The sequence below is a fragment of the Candidatus Manganitrophus morganii genome (assembly GCA_021651055.1).
Lineage (GTDB): Bacteria > Nitrospirota > Nitrospiria > SBBL01 > Manganitrophaceae > Manganitrophus > Manganitrophus morganii.
This window is the reverse complement of record JAJHOH010000001.1, coordinates 358,509-379,397: the sequence shown is the minus strand read 5'-3', so window position 1 is coordinate 379,397 and position 20,889 is coordinate 358,509. Positions and strand designations below refer to the sequence as shown.

24 protein-coding genes are annotated in these 20,889 nt (G+C 56.3%); 9 read left to right on the top strand and 15 right to left on the bottom strand.

Annotation, left to right across the window (positions count from 1 at the left end; translation table 11 throughout):
* Positions 1–88: 88 nt before the first annotated feature.
* Complete coding sequence (locus MCM46_01730) at positions 89–658, bottom strand: class I SAM-dependent methyltransferase (GenBank protein ID MCG3110518.1); 570 nt, start codon at positions 656–658, stop codon at positions 89–91.
* A gap of 216 nt (positions 659–874) precedes the next feature.
* Between MCM46_01730 and MCM46_01725 the strand changes: the two genes are divergently transcribed.
* Together MCM46_01725 and mtnB are read left to right on the top strand one after the other, a co-directional pair.
* Positions 875–1,276: a CBS domain-containing protein gene (locus tag MCM46_01725; protein MCG3110517.1), complete on the top strand. Its 402-nt coding sequence runs from the start codon at positions 875–877 to the stop codon at positions 1,274–1,276.
* A gap of 152 nt (positions 1,277–1,428) precedes the next feature.
* Complete coding sequence (mtnB, locus tag MCM46_01720) at positions 1,429–2,070, top strand: methylthioribulose 1-phosphate dehydratase (protein ID MCG3110516.1); 642 nt, start codon at positions 1,429–1,431, stop codon at positions 2,068–2,070.
* Between the two features lie 66 nt (positions 2,071–2,136).
* Here mtnB and MCM46_01715 read toward each other — a convergent pair whose 3' ends face one another.
* Positions 2,137–2,322: a DUF1059 domain-containing protein gene (locus MCM46_01715; protein ID MCG3110515.1), complete on the bottom strand. Its 186-nt coding sequence runs from the start codon at positions 2,320–2,322 to the stop codon at positions 2,137–2,139.
* Positions 2,323–2,469: 147 nt separating this feature from the next.
* On the opposite strand from MCM46_01715, the gene xth reads away from it, so the two are divergent.
* Together xth and MCM46_01705 are read left to right on the top strand one after the other, a co-directional pair.
* Positions 2,470–3,240, top strand: a complete 771-nt coding sequence (gene xth / locus MCM46_01710; protein ID MCG3110514.1) for an exodeoxyribonuclease III — start codon at positions 2,470–2,472, stop codon at positions 3,238–3,240.
* Positions 3,241–3,356: 116 nt separating this feature from the next.
* The gene (locus tag MCM46_01705; protein ID MCG3110513.1) at positions 3,357–3,674 is read left to right on the top strand and encodes an HNH endonuclease; all 318 of its coding nucleotides are present in this window, start codon (positions 3,357–3,359) and stop codon (positions 3,672–3,674) included.
* Here MCM46_01705 and MCM46_01700 read toward each other — a convergent pair whose 3' ends face one another.
* The 3 genes from MCM46_01700 to MCM46_01690 are packed head-to-tail and all read right to left on the bottom strand — an operon-like array spanning position 3,675 to position 10,577.
* Positions 3,675–5,114 carry a glutamate synthase subunit beta gene (locus tag MCM46_01700; protein MCG3110512.1) on the bottom strand — a complete coding sequence of 480 codons (1,440 nt, stop codon included), beginning with the start codon at positions 5,112–5,114 and terminating at the stop codon, positions 3,675–3,677. It abuts the gene before it with no gap.
* A 56-nt stretch (positions 5,115–5,170) separates the two neighbouring features.
* Positions 5,171–9,709 (bottom strand): glutamate synthase large subunit, encoded by a 4,539-nt coding sequence (gltB, locus tag MCM46_01695; GenBank protein MCG3110511.1) that lies wholly within the window; start codon positions 9,707–9,709, stop codon positions 5,171–5,173.
* 13 nt (positions 9,710–9,722) lie between these two features.
* The gene (locus MCM46_01690) at positions 9,723–10,577 is read right to left on the bottom strand and encodes a hypothetical protein (protein MCG3110510.1); all 855 of its coding nucleotides are present in this window, start codon (positions 10,575–10,577) and stop codon (positions 9,723–9,725) included.
* A 296-nt stretch (positions 10,578–10,873) separates the two neighbouring features.
* On the opposite strand from MCM46_01690, the gene MCM46_01685 reads away from it, so the two are divergent.
* The 4 genes from MCM46_01685 to MCM46_01670 all read left to right on the top strand — a co-directional run bounded on the left by MCM46_01685 (position 10,874) and on the right by MCM46_01670 (position 13,562).
* Positions 10,874–11,110, top strand: a complete 237-nt coding sequence (locus MCM46_01685; protein ID MCG3110509.1) for a LuxR C-terminal-related transcriptional regulator — start codon at positions 10,874–10,876, stop codon at positions 11,108–11,110.
* A gap of 231 nt (positions 11,111–11,341) precedes the next feature.
* Positions 11,342–11,965, top strand: a complete 624-nt coding sequence (locus MCM46_01680) for a hypothetical protein (GenBank protein ID MCG3110508.1) — start codon at positions 11,342–11,344, stop codon at positions 11,963–11,965.
* Between the two features lie 67 nt (positions 11,966–12,032).
* Entirely contained in the window at positions 12,033–13,019 is a 987-nt protein-coding gene (locus MCM46_01675; protein MCG3110507.1) for a formylglycine-generating enzyme family protein, read from the top strand.
* A 66-nt stretch (positions 13,020–13,085) separates the two neighbouring features.
* Positions 13,086–13,562: a hypothetical protein gene (locus tag MCM46_01670; GenBank protein MCG3110506.1), complete on the top strand. Its 477-nt coding sequence runs from the start codon at positions 13,086–13,088 to the stop codon at positions 13,560–13,562.
* Here MCM46_01670 and MCM46_01665 read toward each other — a convergent pair.
* From MCM46_01665 to MCM46_01645, 5 genes are all read right to left on the bottom strand, one after another.
* Positions 13,559–13,963: a DsrE family protein gene (locus MCM46_01665; protein MCG3110505.1), complete on the bottom strand. Its 405-nt coding sequence runs from the start codon at positions 13,961–13,963 to the stop codon at positions 13,559–13,561. The genes MCM46_01670 and MCM46_01665 overlap by 4 nt on opposite strands.
* A 5-nt stretch (positions 13,964–13,968) precedes the next feature.
* A complete protein-coding gene (locus MCM46_01660) occupies positions 13,969–14,121 on the bottom strand; it encodes a hypothetical protein (GenBank protein ID MCG3110504.1) in 153 nt (50 codons plus the stop codon).
* Between the two features lie 122 nt (positions 14,122–14,243).
* Entirely contained in the window at positions 14,244–14,630 is a 387-nt protein-coding gene (locus MCM46_01655; protein ID MCG3110503.1) for a DsrE family protein, read from the bottom strand.
* An 11-nt stretch (positions 14,631–14,641) separates the two neighbouring features.
* Entirely contained in the window at positions 14,642–15,088 is a 447-nt protein-coding gene (locus MCM46_01650; GenBank protein MCG3110502.1) for a DsrE family protein, read from the bottom strand.
* A gap of 31 nt (positions 15,089–15,119) precedes the next feature.
* Positions 15,120–15,446: a DsrE family protein gene (locus tag MCM46_01645; GenBank protein ID MCG3110501.1), complete on the bottom strand. Its 327-nt coding sequence runs from the start codon at positions 15,444–15,446 to the stop codon at positions 15,120–15,122.
* 364 nt (positions 15,447–15,810) lie between these two features.
* On the opposite strand from MCM46_01645, the gene MCM46_01640 reads away from it, so the two are divergent.
* Complete coding sequence (locus tag MCM46_01640) at positions 15,811–16,908, top strand: HDOD domain-containing protein (protein MCG3110500.1); 1,098 nt, start codon at positions 15,811–15,813, stop codon at positions 16,906–16,908.
* Positions 16,909–16,913: 5 nt separating this feature from the next.
* Here the strand turns inward: MCM46_01640 and MCM46_01635 are convergent, their stop codons facing one another.
* Genes MCM46_01635 through fliG form a run of 5 tightly spaced genes read right to left on the bottom strand, consistent with a single transcriptional unit; the run spans position 16,914 to position 20,876 of the window.
* Positions 16,914–17,444, bottom strand: a complete 531-nt coding sequence (locus MCM46_01635) for a hypothetical protein (protein ID MCG3110499.1) — start codon at positions 17,442–17,444, stop codon at positions 16,914–16,916.
* Positions 17,441–17,884, bottom strand: a complete 444-nt coding sequence (gene fliJ / locus MCM46_01630) for a flagellar export protein FliJ (protein ID MCG3110498.1) — start codon at positions 17,882–17,884, stop codon at positions 17,441–17,443. Before fliJ ends, MCM46_01635 begins: the two co-directional genes overlap by 4 nt.
* Positions 17,885–17,933: 49 nt before the next feature.
* Complete coding sequence (locus tag MCM46_01625; protein MCG3110497.1) at positions 17,934–19,250, bottom strand: FliI/YscN family ATPase; 1,317 nt, start codon at positions 19,248–19,250, stop codon at positions 17,934–17,936.
* Complete coding sequence (locus tag MCM46_01620) at positions 19,247–19,894, bottom strand: hypothetical protein (GenBank protein ID MCG3110496.1); 648 nt, start codon at positions 19,892–19,894, stop codon at positions 19,247–19,249. Before MCM46_01620 ends, MCM46_01625 begins: the two co-directional genes overlap by 4 nt.
* A complete protein-coding gene (fliG, locus tag MCM46_01615; protein MCG3110495.1) occupies positions 19,875–20,876 on the bottom strand; it encodes a flagellar motor switch protein FliG in 1,002 nt (333 codons plus the stop codon). Before fliG ends, MCM46_01620 begins: the two co-directional genes overlap by 20 nt.
* Positions 20,877–20,889: the final 13 nt, after the last annotated feature.

The following is a 20,889-nucleotide window of genomic DNA, read 5'->3' as shown; positions in this document are numbered from 1 at the left end:
TCCCAAAGGATACCATTTTATCGATCAGAGTGCAAACGGTTGACAGGGAGAACAGAGGCCGGTCGGGTTTAAGCAAAGCGGTATCATCCTACTTTTCGAAGGAATCGGTCCGGACCGCCAGGAGAGAGGCCACCGCCGAGTGGCTGGTCGTTCCTTGCAGAGGAGATTCATGATAGTAGAGGGTTCTCAGCGCTTTAAAAGCATGAAGAAGTTCATTTTGCTTCAAACACCACTCCCCCGGAAAGGTCGGATTGATCTTTAACTCCTCTATCGTAACGCTTTGATAAACAATGGCGCCGCCGGGTCGGAGGCCTTCCTTCATCGCGGTAAAGAGGGGCCGGGCCAGGAAGAAAAAGCAGCAGATCAGATCGTAGCGGTTTGGGGGGATTTGATAATGATCGAGGTCGGCGACGATCCCGTTGATCGAAACGCCGCGCGAACGGGCAAGCGCGGTTCCTTTTCGGACCGCTTTTTCGGAAATGTCGACGGCATCGACGGTGAATCCTTGCTCCGCCAGATAAACGGCGTTGCGTCCCTCTCCCATCGCCAGGTCGAGCGCCCGTCCCTTCCGAAGCCGCGGAAGCTGCTCCACGAGAAACGGGACCGGCTTGTCCCAGTAGTACTCTTTAATATCTTTGAGGATCAGTGAATCGCTCACGCATTTCCCCTTTTGCTGTCGGAGTATAGACCGGTTTGCCGATATGGTCAAGGCAGGCGATTGCATTGCATACGGCAAAAGGAATATCATTTTTACATATGACGAGGAAATCGGACCGGTCTGCTTTTCCGCCGATCCGGAGAGCGGGGGAGGGTCTCTCCTCTGATGCGGGTTCGCATGAGGGGTTCGTCTGGATGATGATGACAGGAGGTATTCATGAGACCCAAGTATCAAACCGTCGGAGAAATTAAAAAGGGAAACACCCTCTTCACGAGGGAAGGAAGCTCGGCCTTTGATGTATCGAGCCTACTTCTCGACAGCCATGAAAGCGGCATGCCGGTGGTCAGCGAGGATGACCGGGTGGTCGGCTTTATCAGCGAGCAGGATATCCTCATGGCGCTTCGGGGAACGCGCCGTTTGGAAGAGATTGCCGTTCGAGAGATCATGAACCCCGTCGTGGTGGTCGCGGAGGAAGATGCGACCCTCGAGGAGGCAAGTCAGGCGATGGAAGATCTCCACATCCACCGCCTGCCGGTCGTCCGGGGCGAGCGATTGATCGGGACGATTACACGAAACGATCTGATCCGCGCCTGGCTCGGCATGAACGTCGAAGTGTAAATGTGGCGTGTAGGGGCGTATGCCCATACGCCCCTACATTGCATGTTCCCCGGTATTTCCTCACGGTTTGGCTGATCACAAATCCTATTGATCGAACCGACTGAAGCGTGGTATTCTCTCGGACGTTTTCGACGAACAGAGAGAGGAGAATCATGCCGACACCACGCGCCACGGAAGCGACCACCCGCGCCCTGATCTCCGAGATGCTTTCCCTCTTTTATGAAAAGGGATGGGTCGCGGGGACCGGCGGCGGGATCTGCGCCGGGCTGGATGCCGATCGATTCCTGATGGCGCCGACCGGCGTTCACAAAGAGCGGGTCCAGCCCGCCGATCTCTTCATCGTCGATCGGCGCGGCGGGGAGATCCTCCGTACGCCGAAAAACAAAACATTGCGCCTGTCCGAATGTTCTACCATCTTCTGCCTCTTGATTAATCAGCGGGGGGCCGGATCGGTCATGCACAGCCATGGGCTTTCTTCCGTATTGGCCGGTGATCTGGCGGTGAAGTCCGACCGGGTCGTCTTTCACGGTCTCGAGATGTTGAAAGGGATTCGCGGATTAAGCAACATCGATCGGCATGCCGTCCCGGTCATTCAGAATACGCCGCGCGAGCCGGAGCTGGTCGGGCAGATTAAGACGGCGATCGAGCATCCCGACTTCGCGAAGGCGCACTGCATTTTGGTGAAGGACCATGGGGCCTATATCTGGGGGGCCGATCTCTGGGAGACGAAGCGGCACGCGGAGGTCTACCACTTTTTGTTTGAAGCGATGGTCGCGCGCGCGGACAGGAGATGACGAAGTTTCATCGGAAAAAGCGAATATAAAAAGGGCCGCCTCTTTGATTCGGAGGCGGCCCTTTTATTAAACCGCTTGTTTTTCCTCGCGGATGAGGGAGCGCATTTTCTGTTGAAGGTCGGGAGGAATATTGGTCATGCCATGTTTCTGTCGGCCATGTTCCGCGGCGGCTTTCATGACTTCATCCGCGGTGTTGCCCCGTGCAACGAAGTCACAATCGATTCCGGCGTCTCTACAGCTGATCGTTTTCATGTCACACCTCCTCGTTTGATGGTGAATCATGCTTAGGGTAGCAAATCCAGGAGACGGGATACAAGGGTCAGTTTGAGCCGGGGCGGATTGAAAATCGGGGTCCGAAGTGATATGACAAAGACATAAGCATCGGATTGCGGAGGAAATGTGATCAAGATTGCCACCTGGAACGTGAACTCGGTTCGCACCCGGCAGGAGTCCGTTTTAAGCTGGCTTCGGAAGCACGAGCCCGATCTTCTCTGCCTTCAGGAGACGAAGGTGGAGGATGAGAAATTCCCGATGGAAGCCTTTCGGTCGGCGGGGTATGAGCCGGCGGTCGCCGGGCAGAAGAGCTACAACGGGGTGGCGATGTTGTCGAAGCGGCCATTGACCGACGTGAGGATCGGCTTTCCCGATCTGCCGCTCGATGAACAGAAACGGCTGATGGCGGCGACGATCGACGGTGTCCGTGTGATCAACGTCTACATGCCGAACGGCCAATCGGTCGGCTCTGAGAAGTTTATCTATAAGCTCGGTTTTATCGCGCGGCTTCGGACCTATCTCGATCAATGCCACAAGCCCGAGGAGCCGCTTGTGATGGTCGGCGACTTCAATGTCGCGCCGGAGCCGATCGACGTCCATGATCCAGCGGCATGGGTGGGGGAGGTCCTCTTCCATCCCGAAGCGCGGGCGGCGCTGGCGCATCTCAAATCGTGGGGACTGGAAGATCTCTTCCGGCTCCATCACGCGGAGGCGGGGGTGTACAGTTGGTGGGATTATCGGATCGCCGCCTTCCGCCGGAACCTCGGTCTTCGGATCGACCACATCTGGGGAACACCCGCCGTGGCGGCGCGCTGCCGTGCGTGCGAGATCGATAAAGATCCCCGCGCCGAAGAGCGACCGTCGGACCACGCGCCGGTGATGGCGGTGATTGAATAATCAGACAGGCCGTTCTTAATTTAAGTTTCTCATTGCGTCATGCTCGCGAAAGCGGGCATCCAGGAAGCGGCATTGGTCTGGATTCCCGCGTGCGCGGGAATGACATGAAAGAAAAGATGACAGAGCCCTTTTACACGGATGTGGACGATGATGACATCAAACGCGAGAAGGCGAAGGCGCGCGAGCTTCGGAACAGCCAGTGGTGGAAGCGCCGCCGGAGCACCGGCGTTTGCTATTACTGCGGCCGGACGTTCAAGCCGGCCGAGCTGACGATGGACCACATCGTCCCGATCGGGCGGGGAGGGAAGAGCACCAAAGGAAATGTGGTGCCTTCCTGCAAAGAGTGCAATACCAAGAAAAAGTATATGCTGCTGATTGAGTGGGAGGAGTATTTGAAGTCGGTGAAGGAGGAAGGGTCAAACCCCTCGTCCTGATCAGACGGACTGCTGTTTCCGCAGGTACCGATCGATTCCCTTGGCCGCGTCTCGTCCTTCCCGGATCGCCCAGACGATCAGCGACGCCCCGCGCTTCATGTCGCCGGCGGCGAAGACCCCTTCCACGCTGGTGCGGTGGTAGGTGTCGACCGCCACGTTGCCGCGCGGGTCGAGTTTTACGCCAAGATCGGCCAGCAGGCCTTTTTTCACCGGGCCGGTAAAGCCCATCGCCAGCAGGACGAGATCGACCTGCAGCTCGAAGTCGCTTCCGGGGACCTCGACGAATTGAGTCCGGCCCTCCGAATCGGTCTTCAACTCGACATGAACCGCCTGGAGCTTCTCGACCCGCCCGTTCTTCCCGACGAAGGCTTTGGTGGAAACGGACCATTCCCGTTTGCACCCTTCCTCGTGGGCATGCGAAGAGCGAAGCTGCATCGGCCAAAGGGGCCAGGGGGTGGACGCCGCGCGATGGGGGGGCGGTTCGGGGAGGAGCTCGAATTGGTAGATCTCTTCGGCTCCCTGGCGGTGCGCGGTGCCGAGACAGTCGGAGCCGGTGTCGCCGCCGCCGATGATGACGACCCGCTTCCCTTTGGCATCGATCCGTTGCGCCGAATTGATGGTGTCGCCCGCGTTTATCTTGTTTTGCTGGGTCAAGTAATCCATCGCGAGGTGGATTCCGGCCAGCTCGCGTCCCGGGACGGGAAGTTCCCTCGCCTGCATCGCCCCGCCGGTGAGAAGGACGGCGTCGAATTCCCGCCGGAGCTGGTCCACCGGGAGATCTTTTCCGACCTCGACGCTCGTTTTGAAGATCACCCCCTCCGCCGTCATCTGTTCCAGACGCCGATCGAGAACCGACTTTTCCATCTTGAAGTCGGGGATGCCGTAGCGGAGCAATCCGCCGATTCGATCGTCCCTTTCAAAGACCGTGACGGAGTGTCCCAACCGGCGGAGCTGTTGCGCCGCGGCCAGGCCGGCCGGTCCGGAGCCGACGACGGCGACCCTCTGGCCGGTCTCCTGCTCCGGGGTGAGCGGGGAGATCCACCCTTCGTTAAATCCTTTATCGATGATGTTCCACTCGATCACCCGGATCGAAACCGGATTGTCGATAATTCCCAAGACGCAGGCCGATTCGCAGGGGGCGGGGCAGAGCCGTCCGGTAAATTCAGGGAAGTTGTTCGTCGAGTGAAGCATCTTAAGCGCGTCCCGCCAGCGCCCCCGATGGACGAGGTCATTCCAGTCGGGAATCATGTTCTGAACCGGGCAGCCGGTAGTTCCCTGGCAGAAAGGGGTTCCGCAATCCATGCAGCGGGCTCCCTGAACCTGGAGCGCATCTTCGGAGATCGGCTCGTAAAATTCCTTCCAGTCCTTGACTCGTTCCGGAACCGGACGCCGCTTCGGCCCTTCCCGCTTAAACTTTAAGAACCCTTTGATGTCAGACATGCAAGACTCCAAAAAACGGGAGGCGGGAGGTGTCTTCCGCCTCCCCCTCCCATTCCTTAATGTACCATCGTTTTTTGCCGCGCCCGCTGTTCCAGCACTTTTTTGTATTCGACCGACATGACCCGAACGAATTTGGGGAGGGCCCACTCCCATTGGGCGAGGATCTTCTTCGCTTTTTCACTTCCGGTATAGGCAAGGTGTTTTTCGATGAGTCCCTTCAGGAGGAGCTGATCCTTCTTATCGCGAACCGGGTCGAGCTCCACCATGCTCAAGTTGCATCGCCGTTCGAAGGCGCCGTCTTCGTTGTAGACGAAAGCGACCCCGCCGCTCATGCCGGCCGCGAAGTTCCGTCCGGTTTTCCCGAGAACCACCACGATCCCCCCCGTCATGTACTCGCACCCGTGGTCGCCGACCCCTTCGATCACGGCGCGCGCCCCCGAATTGCGGACGGCGAAGCGCTCTCCCGCCATCCCGTAGAGGTAACATTCTCCCCCGGTGGCGCCGTAGAGGACGGTGTTGCCGACCAAGATGGTTTCTTCCGGGGGATAGGTTGCCGTTTTGGGAGGATAAACGACGATCCGTCCACCGGCCATTCCTTTGCCGAGGTAGTCGTTCGACTCTCCCTCCAGCGTGAGCGAGAGGCCGTTGACGCACCAGGCGCCGAAGCTCTGGCCGGCCGAGCCGGTGAACTTGAAGTGGACCGTATCGGGAGGGAGCCCTTCCGCGCCATAACGCTTCGTGATCTCACCCGAGAGCATCGCTCCGACCGTTCGATAAATGTTTCGGATCGGACGGGAGAGCTCCACCCTTTGCTTCGATTCCAGCGCCGGTCGGGCGAGTTTGATGAGCTCATGGTCCAGCGCCTTCTCCAAACCATGCTCTTGCGGCATTACGCAGTAGGTCGCGATCTCGGGGCCGACCTCCGGCCGCTTCAGCAGCGGGGAGAGATCGAGGCCATGGGCCTTCCAATGATCGAGCGCCCTTTGCGCCTTGATTTTATCGACCCGTCCGATCATCTCCTTAAATGTGCGGAAGCCGAGTTTCGCCATGAACTCCCGGATCTCTTCGGCGACATAGAAGAAGTAGTTGACGACATGTTCCGGCTTGCCGGTAAATTTCTTTCGGAGCACCGGATCTTGTGTGGCGATCCCGACGGGGCAGGTGTTCAGGTGGCACTTGCGCATCATGATACATCCCTCAACGATCAACGGCGCTGTCGAGAAGCCGAACTCTTCGGCTCCGAGCAGGGCGGCGATGACGACATCCCGGCCGGTTTTCAACTGCCCGTCGGTTTCAACCCGGACCCGTCCGCGCAGATCGTTCAGAACCAGCGTTTGCTGCGTTTCGGCCAGCCCCAACTCCCAGGGAATGCCGGCATGTTTGATGGAGCCCCAAGGGGAGGCGCCGGTTCCGCCGGAGTCGCCTGAGATCAAGATTTTGTCGGCGTGGGCCTTGGCGACGCCGGCCGCGACCGTTCCGACGCCGACCTCGGAGACAAGTTTCACCGAGACCGCCGCGTTCGGATTCACATTCTTCAAATCATAAATCAGCTGCGCCAAATCTTCGATCGAGTAGATGTCGTGGTGCGGCGGCGGCGAGATCAATTGGACCCCCGGCGTCGCGTAGCGCATCCGGGCGATCACCTCATCGACCTTATGGCCGGGCAACTGTCCCCCTTCTCCCGGTTTCGCTCCCTGCGCCATTTTGATCTGAAGCTCGCGGGCGTTAATCAAATAGTTCGTCGTCACGCCGAACCGGGCGGAGGCGACCTGTTTGATCGCGCTCGATTTCGAGTCTCCGTTCGGCAAAGGAATAAATCGTTCGGGGTCTTCCCCTCCCTCGCCGGTGTTGCTTTTCCCGCCGATCCGGTTCATCGCAACGGCCAGCATCTCATGGGCCTCTTTGCTGATCGATCCGTACGACATTGCCCCGGTGTTGAAGCGTTTGACGATCGCAGAAGCCGGCTCGACCTCTGCGAGAGGAATCGGTTCGGGGAGAAGGCGAAGGTCCAAAAGCCCCCGGAGGTTGGCCCGGGCGCGGCTTTCGTCATCGACCGCCTGGCTGAACTCTTTGAAGGTCGCATAACTTTCGTTCTGCGTTGCATGCTGGAGCTTCATGATCGTTTCGGGGTTCCAGTTGTGGTGTTCCGTCTGGATCCGATAGTGGTATTCCCCACCGTAGTCGAGCTGTTTGTTCGGGGTGAGCTCATGGGCCTGCGAATGGCGGCGGAGGACCTCTTCAGCCAGCGCTCCGATTCCGATCCCTTCGATCCGAGAGGGGGTCCCGGTAAAGTAGCGGTCGATCAACTCCGAGTTCAATCCGATCGCTTCGAAAATCTGCGCCCCGCAGTAGCTCTGGACGGTCGAGATCCCCATCTTCGAGAAGATCTTCAGAAGTCCCTTATTGATCGATTTGATGTATTTCCCCTCGGCGGTCGGCTCATCGATCGTCTCCGGGAAGTAGCCTTCCCGCGCCATGTCGGTGAGGGTCTCGAAGGCGAGATAGGGATTGATCGATCCGGCGCCGTAGCCGATGAGACAAGCATAGTGGTGGACCTCACGCGGCTCGCCGCTTTCGATGATCAATCCGACCTCGGTCCGGGTGCACTCCCGGATCAGGTGGTGGTGAACGGCCGAAATCGCCAACAGGGAGGGGATCGGCGCCCACTCCGCATTAACCCCCCGGTCGCTCAGGATGATGAATTTGTATCCGGCCCGGATCGCTTCGGAGGCCTCCTTGCAAAGCCGCTCCAGCGCTGGGGCGAGTCCGGTCGGCCCTTCGGCCGCCGGGAAGAGCATCCGCAACGTTTGTGTTTTGAAGTGGCCGTCTGCGATCGTCCGAATCTTCTCCAGATCGGCATTTGTGAGGATCGGCTGCTGCACCCGGATTCGGCGGGCATGCTCCGGGGTCTCTCCCAAAAGATTCGACTTGGGGCCGATGTTGGTCACCAGCGACATCACCAACTGCTCCCGGATCGGATCGATCGGCGGGTTGGTCACCTGGGCGAAGAGCTGTTTGAAATATTTGAAGAGGAGCTGTGGCCGGTCCGAAAGGACGGCGAGAGGGGTGTCGGTTCCCATCGATCCGATCGGCTCCTCTCCGTTGACCGCCATCGGGGTCATGATCATTTTTAAATCTTCAAGACTGTAGCCGAAGGTCTGCTGCCGCTGCCGCAGGGTGATATGATCGGGCTGGAGGAGGTTGAGCGGCTCCGGGAGATCTTCGACGTTGATCCGGTTGGCCATGATCCAGAACCGATACGGCTTTCTCCCGCAGATATCGGCTTTGATTTCTTTATCGTCGATGATCCGCCCCTGGACCGTATCGACCAGAAACATCTTTCCCGGCTGAAGTCTTCCTTTGGTCCGGATCTCTTCCGGTGGAAATGAGAGGACCCCCGCTTCCGACGCAAGAACCACCAGGTCACCCTTTGTGACCAGGTAGCGGGCGGGGCGGAGGCCGTTTCGGTCGAGCGTCGCCCCAATCAGCTTCCCATCGGTGAAAGCGACGGCGGCCGGGCCGTCCCACGGCTCCATCATGGAGGCGTGGTATTCGTAGAAGCCGCGCCGGTCGAGATCCATATCGGGGTTGCCGGCCCACGCCTCGGGGATCAACATCATCATCGCATGCGGCAGAGATCGGCCTCCCATGATCAGAAACTCCAGCGCATTGTCGAAGCAGGCGGAGTCGCTCTGGTCTTCACCGATGATCGGGAAGAGCTTTTCGATCTCTTCACCGAAGAGCTCGGAGGAGAGGCGGCCTTGACGCGCCCGCATCCAATTGACGTTTCCCTTCAGTGTATTGATCTCGCCATTATGGCAGATATAGCGGTAGGGGTGGGCCAACGGCCACGATGGAAAGGTATTCGTCGAGAAGCGGGAGTGGACCAGCGCCAAGGCGCTCACGACTTGCGCATCGGCGAGATCGGGATAGAAAAGTGGAATCTGAGAGGGGAGGAGGAGCCCCTTGTAAATGATCGTGTTGCATGAGAGACTGGGAATATAGAAATATTTTCGCTCCGTGATGGCAGACTGGTGAACGGCGTTCTCCACCCGCCTTCGGATGACATACAGTTTCCGTTCAAACTCGGTCTCATTTAAGCTGTTGCGGGCGATGAAGATCTGGCGGATCGCAGGGACGGTCTGGCGCGCGACCTCTCCGATATGGTCCTCTTTGGTCGGCACGTCTCGCCAGCCGAGAAAACGCTGACCTTCCTCAGTGATGACCTTCTCAAAAAGGGTTTCGCAGGCGCGGCGATCGGTGGAGGAGGGGGGAAGGAAGACCATTCCGACCCCGTACTGTCCCGGTTCCGGCAGCGTCATGCCGACCTCACCGCAGGCCCGTTTGAGAAAGGCCTGCGGCACTTGAATCAGAATTCCGGCGCCGTCCCCCGTGCAGGGGTCGCAGCCGACGGCGCCCCGATGGGAAAGGTTCTCGAGCACCTGCAGCCCTTTTTGAATAATATCGTGCGAGCGGCGGCCCTTGATGTCGGCGACGAAGCCGATGCCGCAGGAATCTTTCTCGAACTGCGGATCGTAAAGGCCTTGTTTTGCGGGGAAGCCGGGTCGATTCTCTGACGCGCCGTGTTTCTTCATGGGGATCGGACTCCTAAGAAAGGACTTCATCTTCAAAAACATTGCGAAGTGTGACGTACTTTTCACCGAACTTTTGGATCAGCTCTTTTTCGAACCGGTTGATGATTTTGGCGATATAAATATCGTGCTTCACATAATCTTCCGCAATCATCGTGAATCCTCTGTTCTTGCTCCAGGCTCCTTCGGTTTTTCCTTCTCGGCTGATGTTCCCCATCAACACTTCCTGTGAATCGACCACAATCACCAGCGCGCGTCCCTGTTTTTCGGCATAGAGGGTATCTTCGATCGGGTGGTAGTAGACCTGCCCCACGCGGATCTTGGGAGGGCCGAAGTGAACCAGGGCAATCTGCACCCCGCGCTGCTCGGCGGCGCGGAGGGGACCTTCGAGTGCGGCGAGCTCTTCGTTCCAGAGAGAAAGCAGAATGATTTTTTTAGCCGATTCGATCATCTGGAAGGCCTTCTCGACCAGACGGTCATGATCGACGATGTTCCAGACATAGCTTGCCTCTTTGTTCCCATTCAACCCGCTGAAGACGCCGCGCAGCGATTGAAGCGTCTTCTGAACCCCATGTTGGTATTGGGAGAGAAACTCGTCCGGATGCTGGGGAATATAACGCTTGGCCCGTGCGTCTTCCTCGTCGATCGACACGATCATCCCTTTTTCTTTGAGCTTGTTGAGGACCTCATAGATTTTTGAGGAAGGGACGCCCGATTCCTTGCCGATTTCGTAGGCGGTCGACGGGTTTTTCTGAACGAGGGCAAGATACGATTTCGCCTCATATTCCGAAAAACCGATTTCGGAGAATTGGTTGATGATTTCTTTGATCTTTAATGTTTTCAAGAAGGGGGTGACCTCTGGAAAAGCCATCCTCACTACTAGGGTAGTGACTAGGCTGATAATTCCTCTAACTAACATGCAGTTGATACGCTTGTCAAGAAGAAAAAGGGAATCGAGCTTGTGTGAAGCAAGAGCAGATGAGAGACGGAAAAAATGCTGATTTGTGTCGGCGCGCCATTGAAGCGCTCCGGATCGCGTTTGCTTTTAGTGATGATTAGGATTTGATACCTATTCACCATTAGTATTGAATTCGATTGAGAGCATTCGTTAAGATCTAAATCCGAAGCGGTATTTACCCATTAACCAGAGGATGATCAAAAGTCTCAATGCAGAAGGACAAGAAGAACGAACGCAGACCGTTGACTCCGCGAGAGATAGAAGTCATTCGTTACGTGGCCGAAGGCTATAAAAACAAAGATATCGCCGAGAAGCTGGGGATCCAAATCAAAACGGTGGAAACCCATCGGACGAACATCAACAACAAGCTCGGTTTCAACCACGTTTCTCAGCTGATTATCTATGCCATCCAGAAAAAGTTGATTAAGATAGAGATAGAAGAGTAGTTCGAAGTCATTGCTCCATTTCCCGATACCGAACAGTCCCTCTCAATTTAATCTTAGGTCCTTACCGGTTTCAATTCTGTAGAAATTTCTATAGGTCTCATCGCGCTTAAAGACAAGAGATCAATTAAAAATTGCCTTTCAGCCGCAGTTCAGGTATATCCAGACCGTTTGACGTTCAGAGGGGAGACACGTCTGGATCGGATCATTCGGCTCGTATTGATTTTCTTGCTATTGTTATTCGCAGAGGGAAAAACGGCGGCTGCGGAGGAATGGAACCCTTCCGATTATGGGTGGTTTCTTGCGGGAGCGTCGGCCGGGTTTATCTTACACGAAGGGGCCCATGCCCTAGTGGCCGAGTCGCTCGGCTTTGATGCGCGGCTCGAATCGCGGGGGAACCCGATTCCGTTTGTCGTCGTCCGTTATGACCTCGTCTCGACCAGAGATGAGAACGGAAATATCCGGTATACAGATGAGGCGGGAAGGCCGGTCTCCAACGGGGCGCAGAAGCAGTATGCGATCGCCTCGGCCGGAATCAACAGCCAAAATATCACCTCCGAGCTCATCCTGACGCTGCATCCGAATCTGCGTGAGGAGCGCAGGCCCTTCTTGAAGGGGGTCCTCGCCTTCGACATTATTGTCTCGGTTGGCTATGCTCTCATCGGCCGGAAAGACCCCGACGGCGATCTGCGCGGGATGTCGGAGGCGCTTGACGTGAGCGATAAATGGATGGCGACCCTCATTTTTTTTCCGGCGGCGGTGGACACCTACCGTTACTTTTATCCGGAGTCCCGCTGGGCCCCCTGGGTCAGTCGGGGATCAAAAGCCTATCTCTTGGGACTGGCGTTCCGATGGTAACGATCTTCTCCTCGGATGGCGCCGGAGCCCTACACACGCCTTTTGAAATGTGTTAAGATCTCACCCCATGAAACGGAAGTGGCTGGGTTTTCTTTTTCTATTGTTTCTGATTTCCGGAGCGGGTCTTCTTTTCTTCGGATCGACGTCGGGCCAGACGATCGAACCGAATTTGGCCGACCCCGCTGCGCGAAAAGAGTGCCGCCTCTGTCACAAGGGGCCGGCCCGGCATCAGATCGACGATTCCCGCGACCCCTGGTGCGTGAACTGCCACCGGCTTCACAACCTGGGCGATATCTTGGGGCTGGAGGCCTACTTCCAACGGGCGGTCCGGGCCATTGAGCCGAAAAAAGGGGAGGAGATCATCGAACAGAAGATGGTCTTGATTCCGGCCGGCGAGTTTATCATGGGGGAGGACTTTTTTAAAAAGAACGCCAGTCCGCGTCATAAAGTTTACCTGGATGATTACCATATCGATCTTTATGATGTGACCAACGCGCACTATAAGCGGTTTGTCGATGCGACCCGACGATTTCCCCCTTCCCACTGGAATCGGGATCAGTATCCGGCGGGAAGGGGGGACCATCCGGTGACCTTCGTCAGCTGGTTCGATGCCGATGCTTATTGCAAATGGGAAGGAAAGCGTCTTCCGACGGAGGCCGAATGGGAGAAGGCGGCGCGGGGCACCGATGGAAGAATGTTTCCTTGGGGAGCGCGATTCGAGGCCAAGCGGGCGAATGTTCCCCCGGAGGGGATTAAGGATACGACGCCGGTAAACGCCTTTCCCGAGGGGAGGAGTCCTTATGGACTTTATGACATGTCCGGAAACGTCTTTCAGTGGACCGCCGACTGGTTCCTTCCTTATCCGGGAAACAAGGTGCCGCATCCGAACTACGGTGAGAAGTTGAGGGTTCTCCGGGGAGGCTCCTTCTTCGACTGCAGCTATTATAACTGCGGCCTCTCCTTCCAAACTTTCAACCGAATTTCCCTGTCCCCGGCGACCAAGGCGATCTCCGCCGGATTCCGCTGCGCCAAGTCGGAAGCAAAGAATCCATGAGGCGTGAAAGGTGAGGCGTAAGGGGTAAATTAACGTTACCCGCCTCCCGTCATTTCAGGTTTTAGAATGGTCCGGAGGGGAATCGATCTTGTTGCGCTTTTCTATCTCGCCACGGCGCTGATCTGTTTTGTTCCCTATTTTCAATTCGACCATCCGCTCTTGATTGCAACCGGCCTCATCTATGCCGTTCCTTCATTCGTTATCGCAGGAGGGGTGGCGTTGAGACGGGCGTGGGGCCGGAAGCTGGCGATGATCCTCTCGCCGCTGCTCGTCTTGGTTGTTCTTCCCTTGATGGTTAAAAAACAGCCGACCTTCGTTTTTTCGTTTCCCTTCAGGATCGCAGTCACCTATCCCCCCTCTTCGGCCGTCGCCTTCAAATGGTTTTTCGGCCTTCTGCTGATGGGGCATCTTGTCTCGATGTTTTATCTTTTGCGGGGAAGGGTGAAGGAAGAATTTCAACAGAAAAGTGCCGGGGAAGAAGATCCAAAAGAGGGGGATCAAGCGCTCGATCCGAATGTAGGGGAAGAGGGGAACGGCGACTAGAAGCTAAGGATCATATCGGCATCATCCATCTCTTCCAAGAGGAAGGAGGTCAAGCCGCGCGGCTCGTCGATTTCCGGAATCAGCTCTTCTTGCGTCAGGCCGACGAGCGCCATGGAAGAGGTGCAGCTATAAAGCTTCACATCGCCCTGTGATTTGACATCCTGAATCACTTTCTGAAGGTCGACCATTCCGGTTGCTTCATAGTTTTTCTTTAACTCATTTTCGACCCCGCGGTAGACCTCCGAAAGGTTCAGCTCGGAGATTTTTTTACGGGAGAGTTTATAGACCGCCTCGTCCCGGAAGAAGATACGAACAGACATCTCGCAGACGGCGGCGGCCATCACCATTGTAAAAACGGTCACAAAGTTATTGTGCGTCCCCCGGGTGACGATGATCGCCATCTTCTTCACTTCAGCCCGCCCTTCTCGATGAATATCTTCACAAGCCCGTCGACATCCTCGATCTTCACGATCGGATGTTTGAATTTATTCGTCCAGGCGGTGATTTCCCGTTGTTGAAACCGGTTTCCGTGGACTTCCAGGATCTCTCCTTTTTCCATCGGCGCCAGGGTCGTCCGGATGACGCCGAGACTTCGGCAGTCGATCGGGTTGAAATACTCGGTAACATTTAAAACTTTTGTGACGTTCAGACTCAGAAAATTACTCCGTGAAGTCCGGTCGGTTACCAGACCATGACACTGTCGTGCTCTTCCAATAAACGGATCGAATCATCCTCGCTGATGATCTCGACCCCCTGAACCATGTCTTCTTTATTGATGCCACGGATTTTCATGTCTTCCGCCACCGCGCGGACCTTGGCCCCATGTTCAATCATGAAGGTCATCACCTTTTCAGGAGAGGTTTCATGGAGCATGATGTCCTGGCCGGCGATCTTGACGTTGACCTGCTGATTCTTGACGCCGTAGGTCACGGCCGAATCGCGCAAAAGAACGTTGACCTCCACCGGGGTGTCGGAAACGCCGAGGGCGGTGGCGAAGACATGCGGATCGACCGGTTCAAAACTCAGGTAGATCGGTTTTTCGAAAATAACCAGCACCTTGTTTGCCATTTTTATCTCCGTTATCGGTAGGTGGGAATGCAGATCACCCGGTCGGCCGCCTTGATGAATTTCCAGAGATCACCGAGGGTCCCGACGATTGATCCACCCATCTGGTGTTTCTCGACCCCCCGCTCTTGCACGCAGAGAATGCAGGAGACCCAGTCGAGCTTGGCGCCGTGAAGACCGGCGCGGATCAATTGATCGATGAATCGGCCGATGTTCGGGTGTTTCTCGCCCAAGACTTTCTGCAGCGAACCGGGCTCGTTGTGATCGATTTGATCTTTGTTGGTCAGGGTGACCGCTTCCTCGAAGGCCCAGACGTTCACATCGACCCCCCGCTGGAGAAGTTTCTCGACCAGCCGGAGAACGGTGGTCGGCGCCTCGCGTTGGTAGGAGCCGGTTGCCAGGACGATCGCAACCCTTTTTACCTTTGCCGGTGCCGCAGTCGGTGCGGTTGCAGTAGCCATTGTTTCCTCCTAAAGTTTTGAAGAATTCGTTTTAATACCAAATGACCTTATCCGATCCCTCCGTGATCAGGTCCGCCAACTGATCGACGTTCGACTGGGTCACTCCATCGGCAAGCTGTGCGACGCCGCGGGCCTTGCACGAGATATCGTCGACCATGACTTTGGCGCCTCGCTTCGAGAGGTCGGTCAGATTCTTCCCGATATCCCCCCCTTTTCGAGCGGCGATGACGCCGTTTTCGATCAGGAAAAGGGTCACCTCATTTCCATCCTCTTTTAATTTGGAGGCCACCTTCTGGATATAGCGGCCGTTCGTATATTCCGTCAAATCACGGCTATCGACGATGAGATAACGAGCCATGTTCTCTCCTCCTACTCTGTATGAACGACACTTTTCCGATTTGAGCTTGCGAACTTCCGGACGTGATAAAAAACGCGAACGCATCCATTCAATAACTGTAAGGACGCTGAAAAAATATTCCGATAGGCTTTTGACTATAACGAAGGGTTTCCGGGCTTGTCAAGGCCTTTATCGGGTTGATCCTTAGGCGATTGGAACCTTTTCCCGTAAGTTTCAAAGATGACAGGAGAGTTCACGGCATTTCGGTATGCTATACTTTTACTCGGAAGTTGTCCTCATGCAGTTTATTTCGTAAGTACGAAGGGAGCAGTGAGCGGCTGAAATGGATCAAAGTGACCGGCCCCCTCTCGAATCAGGAGAGTCGATGAATACGGAGCAGCCCCCACAGGCAATCATTGTCTGTCCCCACTGCCGTCATGAAATCGCGCTTCAGGTCAATAAAGTACCGACCGCGCCGCCTGCCGTCGGAACCTCCTCCAATGAAAAGCGAGACGAAAAAGCGGTTCCTGCCGAGCCGGTTCTTACTGTGAAAAAGGTGATTGATGAGCTGATCGAGAAACGTCCGAGTCCGGCCGAAGCCCAACCGGTTGTAAAAAGCGAAGATGCAAAACGGGGAGAGGAGCGACTCAGGACGCTTGTCGCCGAAAAAATGAGCGACAGCAACTTCCAGGTTCCGCCGATCCCCCAGGTGGCCGACCGAATCCTGCTCATGGGCTACAACGCCAGCTCAATGGATCTCGCCAAGATCATCGCCAATGATCAAGCGATTACTTCCAATATTATTCGGATTGCGAACTCGACCTATTATGGAGGGGCTTACAAGTTCGATTCTCTTCCGACGGCGATCACGCGAATCGGGCTCGATCAGGTTCGAATCTTGGTGCTCGGATTTTCCATGCTCTCGAAGGAGTTTGTCGGAGGGTTTTATCGAGAGGAGTGCCGCCGGCTCAATCAGCATGCCGTCGCTTGCGCCTACCTCGCAGCCTTGCTCGCCGAGTTAACAGGCCTGAAGGAGAGGGAGGATGCCTTCATGGGGGGACTGCTGCATGATATTGGAAAGCTGATCATCTACACGGCGTTGAATGAAGAGGCTCAAAAACAGAAGAAGCGGGCATGGTTGGATCGGGAGTGGAATGATAAGGATCTGGAAGTGGTTCTCACTGATTATCATTGTAACGCGGGCAGCTTTGTTGCCGCCACCTGGAAGCTGCAGTCCTGGTTAAGGGAAGTGATCCGTCATCACCACACGTTTCATCAGGCGACCGAACGGCCGCAACTGGTGGCGTTGGTCGCTCTGGCCAACCGGTACTGTCACCGTCTCGGTTTAGGGTGTCCTGCAGAGGAAATTGATGTGTTTGCGGAGGGGCTGGGGGAGGCGGCGCACTTCTCAAAAGAAAACGAGAGCCGTCTCCTTGAGCGTCTCGATAGAATCCAAGACCTTTTAAAACAAATCTCTTTATGAGCGGATTATCGGCGGGGCCTTGCCAGTTTTTCCGTCAGCTTGGCCGCCTTGACCGGGCTTAAGTTGGTCAAGATTTGAGCGGCGCTCTTTTCCTTAATTTTCCCCAAAAGATTCAGCGCAAGCGATTCATCCATTTTTTCGATCCGCGCGGCCGCCTCTTCCGGCGGCATCACCGCATACATCTTTGCGAGCCGTCCGAGCTGTTCATCTTCGGTCAGCTTCCGTTTCTTCTCTTTTTCTTCCAATGCCTCTCGGATTTCGGAGTATTTTTTCAGCATCTGACCGACCTCTTGCTCCATCAGCCGAAGCCGTTCTTCTTTTTGATCGAGCTCTTGAGATCTTTTTTCGAGCTCGTTTTTTCTCTGCTCGATCGCCTGGATCATCGCGGCGGGGGCGGACAAATCGGGGAGAGGGGAGGGAGGGGGGGTGTCGGTGATCATCTCCCCCGCCTTCACCGGCTCTGTTTGGGCATAGAGGGGAGAGATCGCTGAAAAGAAGAAGAAAGCGAGCAGGAGGGCCTTTTGCAGAGAGATCATGGCGACTCCCGCTTCGGCCGCCCGGCCAATTCATCGAGAAGATTCCTTTCTTTTTTCTCGAGCTCTTTTAAATAGAGATCTTTTCTTTTTTCCTCTATTTTTTCCACCACTTTTTTCTCGCGGGTTGCTTCAAGCAGGTCCTCCCGTTTTTTCTCGCATCGATCGGCGAGATGCTGGAGGGCTTTCCGCCGCTCTTCCAGCCGATCGTGCTGATGCTTGATGAGGCGATAATAAAGATCGAGCTCGCCGGGAGCGATCCCCTTTACCTGCTGCTCTGCCAGATCTTTCAGAGCCGATTCCAATTCCCTGTGAAGGCGATGGAGCTGATCTTGCGCCGTGTCGAGGTCGTGTTTCATTTCAATGAACTCTTCTTGAACCTCTCCCTCGCGACGCTTCCGCTGTCGAAGAACGGCGTCTAATTTTGACTGGTATCGGGGCATGGCTCCTCTTTAAGTAACGTGACGGGGGCGACCCTTCTCACTTCTTCCTTCACTCTCTGACGACTTTCCGCAGCGCCTGAAGGCTTTCCTGGAAATCGACCTTTTCATTGATTTGTTGACGAAGATACGCCTGGATCCGATCCCATCGGGCCAGCGCCTGATCGACTTTCGGATTGCTTCCCGGTTTATAGGCGCCGATGTTGATGAGATCTTCTACCTTTTTGTAATTCGCCATCAGATCGGAGAAACTCCGCGCCAGCTCCAGATGATCCGGATTGATCAAATCGATCATCACGCGGCTGGTGCTGTTGAGAAGATCGATCGCCGGGTATTGGTTTTGCGCCGCCAGTTCACGCGAGAGAACGATGTGCCCGTCCAGAATCGCGCGGACGGCGTCGGGGATCGGATCGTTCAGGTCGTCCCCTTCGACCAGGACGGTGAAGAGACCGGTGATTGTTCCGGTGCCGGTGCCGGTGCCGGCCCGTTCAAGAAATTTCGGGAGAAGGGCGAAAACGGAGGGGGTATACCCCTTCGTCGTCGGCGGCTCCCCGATCGCGAGACCGATTTCCCGCTGCGCGTGGGCGAGGCGGGTGAGCGAATCCATCATCAGGAGAACCTGACCCCCCCGGTTTCGAAAATATTCGGCGATCGTCATGGAGAGGAACGCCCCCCGGCGGCGGACAAGCGGGGGTTGGTCGGAGGTGGCAACCACAACGACCGAACGCCGAAGCCCCTCTTCTCCAAGGTCTTTCTCGATGAACTCTTTGACCTCTCGGCTGCGCTCGCCGATCAATGCAATGACGTTCACGTCGGCGGCGGTGAATCGGGCGATCATTCCCATCAGGACACTCTTTCCGACGCCGCTGCCGGCGAAGATCCCCATCCGCTGCCCGCTCCCGCAGGTAAGCAGTCCGTTGATGGCTCGGATTCCGAGGTCCAGCGGGCGGGTAATCCGTTGCCGTTCGAGGGGGTTGGGCGGGGAGAGGTAAAGCGGGTGTGTTTCGGTCTCCTTCAAAGGACCCTTTCCGTCGATCGGGTTTCCGAGACCATCGATGACCCTTCCCAACAGACTTTCCCCGACCGCCGCGGTCGCTTGATGCCCGCGGCTGACGATGGAGCTTCCCGGACCGATCCCGGCGAGCTCTCCGAGGGGCATCAATAAAACCTTGTTCTCGCGAAAGCCGACCACCTCCGCCAGGAGACGTGTTCCGATCCCGAGGGAGGAGATCTCGCACACTTCGCCGATGGCGGAGATCGAGGCATGCCCTTCGAGAACCAGACCGATCGCCTGAGAAACCCGTCCATAGGGAGGGGCCGGATCGATTCCTTGGAGCTGGTCGAGGTATTTTGCCGTCGCCGGTTTCATTTCGAGTTGTCTGTTTTTAGAAGTTCTTCTTCAATCACCGAGAGTTGGCTGTCGATCCTCAGATCGACGATCTGATCATTGCTCTCCACGAGGCACTCTCCCTGGAGAAGGCTTGCATCGGGCTCCAGCCGGAACCACTGCACGTTTCCGATCAATTCTACCACTTTATTCCGCTCCTTCCGGAGGCGTTCCAGATCGTGCGGATGGAGACGGATCACCAACGATTCGATCTGACCCATCTTTTGGAGAACGGCGCGAATCGCCCCAAGAAGATGCTCCGGATTGTGGCCGAATTCCTGCCGGAGAATGCGGCGGGCGACGGCGACGGCGATCTGGAGGATCTCCTTTTCGGCGCTTTCTAAAAGAGTCGGCTTGACCTTCTGGAGCGCTTCGATCAGGCGTGTGACGAGTTGGTGCGAGGCCTCGACCTGTTTGAGACCCAACTCCTTTCCGGCCCGCTCCCCCGATGCGAATCCACGCTCATAAGCGTCGCGTTCGATCGCCGAGAGTCTTCCCCCGATTTGGTCGGGGAGGGAGGATGAAGGGTGCGACAGCGCAGGGGAGACCTCCCGCAATGTATAAGCCGACACTCCCTTTTCATTCGTCTCTCCGGAACGGACCACTTTAGACAAGTGCGTCTCCATCTCCCTTTCCTCCGAGTGCGATTTTCCCTTCGTCGATCAACCGCCGGACAATCTTGAGGATCGCCTGCTGCGTCTTTTCCACTTCGCTGACCTTGACCGGTCCGCGCACTTCCATATCTTCGGTGAGGAGCGACACCGCCCGCTCGGACATGTTCCGGAAGATCTTCTGCTTGACCTCTTCTTTGACCGCCTTCAATGCAACGGCGAGAGAATCCTTGTTGACCTCTTTGAGCATCTCTTGGATGCCCCGGTCGTCGAGCTGAATCAGGTCGTCGAAAGTAAACATCAATTGGTTTATTTTTTCGGCCAGCTCCGGGTTGTTTTGGGAGATCGAGGCCAAAATCGCTTGCTCGGTGGCTTGATCGACCTGATTCAAGAGATCGGCGACCAGCTTCACCCCCGAGATCTTCTTTCCGGGAGGGGCGCTGACCAGTTTCAATTCCCCCTGAAGGGCTTCCGTAATTTCCTTCATGATTCCCTGCGGGATCTCTTCCAGCGTCGCCATCCGGAGGACGATGTCGGCGCGAAGCGCTTCCGGGAATTGGCTGAGGATTTGGCTTCCTTGGGTGGAATCGAGGTGGGTGAGGATGAGGGCCACCGTCTGCGGGTGCTCGGCGAGAAGGAGGTCGGCCAATGCCTTCGGCTCGGTCCACTTCAATTCCTCCAGCCCGGCCTCTTCGGCGGCGGGGAAGCCTTCCATCACCTTGGCCGCCTTTTCTTGGCCCAGTGCTCGCGTCAAGACCCGTTGCAGATAATCTCTTCCCCCCAGCTTCGGGCCCCCCCCCGCCCCCGCCTGTTCTGCAAATTCACCCAAGACCGAATCGACCTCCTCCTGGGAGATGTCGGAGAGTTTCGCAATGGTCCCGCTGATCTTCCGGATCTCTTTCGGATCGAGATGCTTCAAGACCTCCGAGGCAAGGTCCTCCCCCAGGGTCATCAGGAGAATCGCGGTTTTATCGGCGCCGGTCAACTTCCGCATCATTCCCTCATCCGAC

What these genes read in the sequence shown, in the direction of transcription:
- MCM46_01725 (MCG3110517.1), top strand. Translation starts at nt 875, where the DNA reads ATGAGACCCAAGTATCAAACCGTCGGAGAAATTAAAAAGGGAAACACC.
- mtnB (MCG3110516.1), top strand. Translation starts at nt 1,429, where the DNA reads ATGCCGACACCACGCGCCACGGAAGCGACCACCCGCGCCCTGATCTCC.
- MCM46_01715 (MCG3110515.1), bottom strand. Translation starts at nt 2,322, where the DNA reads ATGAAAACGATCAGCTGTAGAGACGCCGGAATCGATTGTGACTTCGTT.
- MCM46_01705 (MCG3110513.1), top strand. Translation starts at nt 3,357, where the DNA reads ATGACAGAGCCCTTTTACACGGATGTGGACGATGATGACATCAAACGC.
- MCM46_01700 (MCG3110512.1), bottom strand. Translation starts at nt 5,114, where the DNA reads ATGTCTGACATCAAAGGGTTCTTAAAGTTTAAGCGGGAAGGGCCGAAG.
- gltB (MCG3110511.1), bottom strand. Translation starts at nt 9,709, where the DNA reads ATGAAGAAACACGGCGCGTCAGAGAATCGACCCGGCTTCCCCGCAAAA.
- MCM46_01690 (MCG3110510.1), bottom strand. Translation starts at nt 10,577, where the DNA reads ATGGCTTTTCCAGAGGTCACCCCCTTCTTGAAAACATTAAAGATCAAA.
- MCM46_01685 (MCG3110509.1), top strand. Translation starts at nt 10,874, where the DNA reads ATGCAGAAGGACAAGAAGAACGAACGCAGACCGTTGACTCCGCGAGAG.
- MCM46_01675 (MCG3110507.1), top strand. Translation starts at nt 12,033, where the DNA reads ATGAAACGGAAGTGGCTGGGTTTTCTTTTTCTATTGTTTCTGATTTCC.
- MCM46_01670 (MCG3110506.1), top strand. Translation starts at nt 13,086, where the DNA reads ATGGTCCGGAGGGGAATCGATCTTGTTGCGCTTTTCTATCTCGCCACG.
- MCM46_01665 (MCG3110505.1), bottom strand. Translation starts at nt 13,963, where the DNA reads ATGGCGATCATCGTCACCCGGGGGACGCACAATAACTTTGTGACCGTT.
- MCM46_01660 (MCG3110504.1), bottom strand. Translation starts at nt 14,121, where the DNA reads ATGGAAAAAGGAGAGATCCTGGAAGTCCACGGAAACCGGTTTCAACAA.
- MCM46_01655 (MCG3110503.1), bottom strand. Translation starts at nt 14,630, where the DNA reads ATGGCAAACAAGGTGCTGGTTATTTTCGAAAAACCGATCTACCTGAGT.
- MCM46_01650 (MCG3110502.1), bottom strand. Translation starts at nt 15,088, where the DNA reads ATGGCTACTGCAACCGCACCGACTGCGGCACCGGCAAAGGTAAAAAGG.
- MCM46_01645 (MCG3110501.1), bottom strand. Translation starts at nt 15,446, where the DNA reads ATGGCTCGTTATCTCATCGTCGATAGCCGTGATTTGACGGAATATACG.
- MCM46_01640 (MCG3110500.1), top strand. Translation starts at nt 15,811, where the DNA reads ATGAATACGGAGCAGCCCCCACAGGCAATCATTGTCTGTCCCCACTGC.
- MCM46_01635 (MCG3110499.1), bottom strand. Translation starts at nt 17,444, where the DNA reads ATGATCTCTCTGCAAAAGGCCCTCCTGCTCGCTTTCTTCTTCTTTTCA.
- fliJ (MCG3110498.1), bottom strand. Translation starts at nt 17,884, where the DNA reads ATGCCCCGATACCAGTCAAAATTAGACGCCGTTCTTCGACAGCGGAAG.
- MCM46_01625 (MCG3110497.1), bottom strand. Translation starts at nt 19,250, where the DNA reads ATGAAACCGGCGACGGCAAAATACCTCGACCAGCTCCAAGGAATCGAT.
- MCM46_01620 (MCG3110496.1), bottom strand. Translation starts at nt 19,894, where the DNA reads ATGGAGACGCACTTGTCTAAAGTGGTCCGTTCCGGAGAGACGAATGAA.
- fliG (MCG3110495.1), bottom strand. Translation starts at nt 20,876, where the DNA reads ATGATGCGGAAGTTGACCGGCGCCGATAAAACCGCGATTCTCCTGATG.